Origin of the sequence: Spirulina sp. CCY15215, from assembly GCF_016888125.1 — a bacterium.
Taxonomy (GTDB): domain Bacteria; phylum Cyanobacteriota; class Cyanobacteriia; order Cyanobacteriales; family Spirulinaceae; genus CCY15215.
This window is the reverse complement of record NZ_JACSWA010000563.1, coordinates 1-2,959: the sequence shown is the minus strand read 5'-3', so window position 1 is coordinate 2,959 and position 2,959 is coordinate 1. Positions and strand designations below refer to the sequence as shown.

3 protein-coding genes are annotated in these 2,959 nt (G+C 38.2%); 2 read left to right on the top strand and 1 reads right to left on the bottom strand.

Annotation, left to right across the window (positions count from 1 at the left end):
- Positions 1-61: 61 nt before the first annotated feature.
- A complete protein-coding gene (locus tag JUI58_RS19655; RefSeq protein ID WP_204105509.1) occupies positions 62-832 on the bottom strand; it encodes an SAM-dependent chlorinase/fluorinase in 771 nt (256 codons plus the stop codon).
- 102 nt (positions 833-934) lie between these two features.
- On the opposite strand from JUI58_RS19655, the gene JUI58_RS19650 reads away from it, so the two are divergent.
- Both JUI58_RS19650 and JUI58_RS19645 read left to right on the top strand, forming a co-directional pair.
- Positions 935-1,099 (top strand): hypothetical protein, encoded by a 165-nt coding sequence (locus tag JUI58_RS19650; RefSeq protein WP_204105510.1) that lies wholly within the window; start codon positions 935-937, stop codon positions 1,097-1,099.
- Between the two features lie 260 nt (positions 1,100-1,359).
- Positions 1,360-2,712 (top strand): AAA family ATPase, encoded by a 1,353-nt coding sequence (locus JUI58_RS19645; protein WP_204105508.1) that lies wholly within the window; start codon positions 1,360-1,362, stop codon positions 2,710-2,712.
- Positions 2,713-2,959: the final 247 nt, after the last annotated feature.

The following is a 2,959-nucleotide window of genomic DNA, read 5'->3' as shown; positions in this document are numbered from 1 at the left end:
CCTAAATAACGTAGCGATTTCTCGCTGAGTCTGGTCAGGTTAGGGCTTTTTCAAGCTCCCGCTAGAGTCCGGAGGACTTAGCGGTGAGTTCCTGACTGACGGCAATTTCTACCCATCCATGACTGCCAATAAGGGCAATTAATTCTCCCACAGCGCGATCGCTATAGGTGTGACCAGAGGGAATTTTTTTTTCCTGCCATTTTAGCGCCCAAGATTTTCCTGCAACCGATGCGGCGGGAATATTGCTAACTAAATTACCAAAGCGATCGATATACTGGATGCAGCCGCAAATCTCTGTAGGAGTGGATTTTAGGGGGGGAATTTGCCAACGGATTAAACTGCGGGGATCAATTGCCGTACCAACCTTTTCTAAGGGTACGCCATTGGCCAAATGCGCTCCTACTGGGGCAAAAATATCCCGTCCATGAAACGTTGCACTTGGGGACGCAGTGCGCCAATAATCGGGGCGATCGAGTTGGACGGCGGCGATCGCCTCGGAATGCTGTAGAATTCCGCTCAATAGCCCATTATCTGGGGCAACAAAGCATCGGTCTTCAATTTCTACCGCTACTCCTCGGCGATCGGTACCCACTCCTGGATCAACCACAGCAACGCAAACGGTTTTTGGGGGTAGATAAGCATAGGCACTCAACAAGCAAAAGCGCCCAGCCGCAATGTTTTGAGGGGGAATTTGGTGGGTGATATCGATAATCGTTAATTGGGGATTAATTTGGGCGATCGCGGCTTTCATGACCCCAACATAAACATCCTGCAAACCAAAGTCACTAAGGAGTGCAAGGATTCCTCTCGTTGTTGCTGGCCTAGTCTCCATAACCAAAATAGCAAATCGTAAATTTTTTGTAACAAATGATACCTTTTGCCACGAAGTTACGATACCATAACAAATAGGTAATTAAGCAATCGGAACAGACCCATGATGAACAATAATCGTAAAGAAATCTTAAAAAATGCTGCCGCTAACCATCGCGATAACTTACGGAAAAGTTTACAACACCGCATGGAAGCTGCTCGGGCTACGGGGGATGACCAATTATTAAAGAATTTGGAAGCCGAAGCCGCTTATTTAAAAATGAATTAACATTTCCCCAGTTCATTTTGTACTCCCAGAGGGTTTTTCCAGCAAGAGAAGCAAGAGAAGTAAAAAAGAAGCAAGATCGACATTCGATCTTGCTTCTTTTCCCGTTTATTGTTGATTTTACTCTTCTACCCTGACTGTTTCAATATCAAATGACGGATAAGTAGTAACTTGAAGTAAAATTGTAGAATATTAAGAAAGAAGTTGAATGGGATTGGTCTAAAACGATTATAATTTGAATTTATGATGATAGGAGAAAAAACATGAGAATTAAACAAATTTCTGTGAGCGGCTTATTTGGGATTTTCAATCATGTAATTCCATTAAATATGAGCGATCGAATTACTATTATTCATGCTCCTAATGGTTTTGGAAAAACAATAATTTTGAAGATGATAAATGGATTTTTTAATTCAAAGCACTCAATTTTCTGGACTATTCCATTTAACAATTTTAGAGTTGATTTTAATGACGATAGTAGCCTTGAAATAGAAAAAAAATCTGAAAATTCAAATGGAGTAAAGAAAAAGGATAAAATTACTTTTACATTTCAGCAATCCCAATCAAAACCGATGCGGTTTACTCCTATAAAAGTAAAAGATAATATTCGTCCCGATCTTGATTTTCCCATGAGTATGTTAGATAATATAATACCAGGACTAGATCGTGTTGCCCCTCAACGTTGGCTATATACTCCTACTGACGAAATACTTTCGTTAGAAGAAGTAATCGAAAGATTTGAAGATGTATTGCCATCAAAATTCAGGCTCTTAAGACACGAACCTGATTGGTTAACTGAAGTTCGCAATAGTATTCATATTCGTCTTATCGAATCTCAGCGCTTATTCAACACATCTTCTCAAAGACATCCCAGATATTTTGAATCGTCTCCTCCAATGTCAGCTACCGTTTCTGAGTATTCTAGTGAAATTGCAGGTATTATTAAAGCAAAATTAACAGAATATGGAACAACTTCTCAATCTCTAGATCGCACATTTCCAGCCAGATTAGTCGAACAAAAAACAGCACCAAATTTAGTAGATGAACAACTTCGTCTACAATTAGATGAACTTGAAAAAAAACGTTCTCGCCTTATAGAAGTTGGATTGTTAGATGAAGACAAAAGCTCTGATTTTCAAATTCAACCTCAGACAATTGATGAAAGCACAAAAAACATTTTATCAGTTTATATCGAAGATGTTAAAAAGAAACTAAGCGTTTTTGATGAAATTGCAAGCAAGATTGATTTGTTAAGAGAAATCATTAACAAAAAATTTGAATATTCTTATAAAGAGATAAATTTCAGCAAAGAAAAAGGCTTTATTTTTACGACTAAACATGATAAAAAAATACTTTCTCCAACTGATTTATCCTCTGGAGAACAACATGAATTAGTTCTGCTCTATGAACTACTCTTTAAAGTTGAACCAAACTCTCTAGTTTTAATTGATGAACCTGAAATATCACTTCATTTAGGATGGCAAGTTCAGTTTTTAAAAGATTTACAAGAGATTACAAAGTTAGCTAATATAGATATTCTCATGACAACTCATTCACCCGATATTATTCAGGATCGCTGGGATTTGACGGTAGAATTAAAAGGAGTCTCATCGTGAAAGAATTTCGTTCAATTGAAGCCGATGCTAATAAAATTAGAATGCTACGTGCTGTGTTTCATGGAACATTCCTTGGGTGCATCCCAGTTTTGTAAAAACAGCGAGCAAGATGCTCGCACTACCTCAATTATCAGCTATTGTAGTGGGAGCGTCTCGCTCCCTAGAGCTATAATTATTCGAGAAAATATTGTCAATTTGCAATTTTGAGATGCACCCATTGATAAGGGTGCATCCCAGTTTTGTAAAA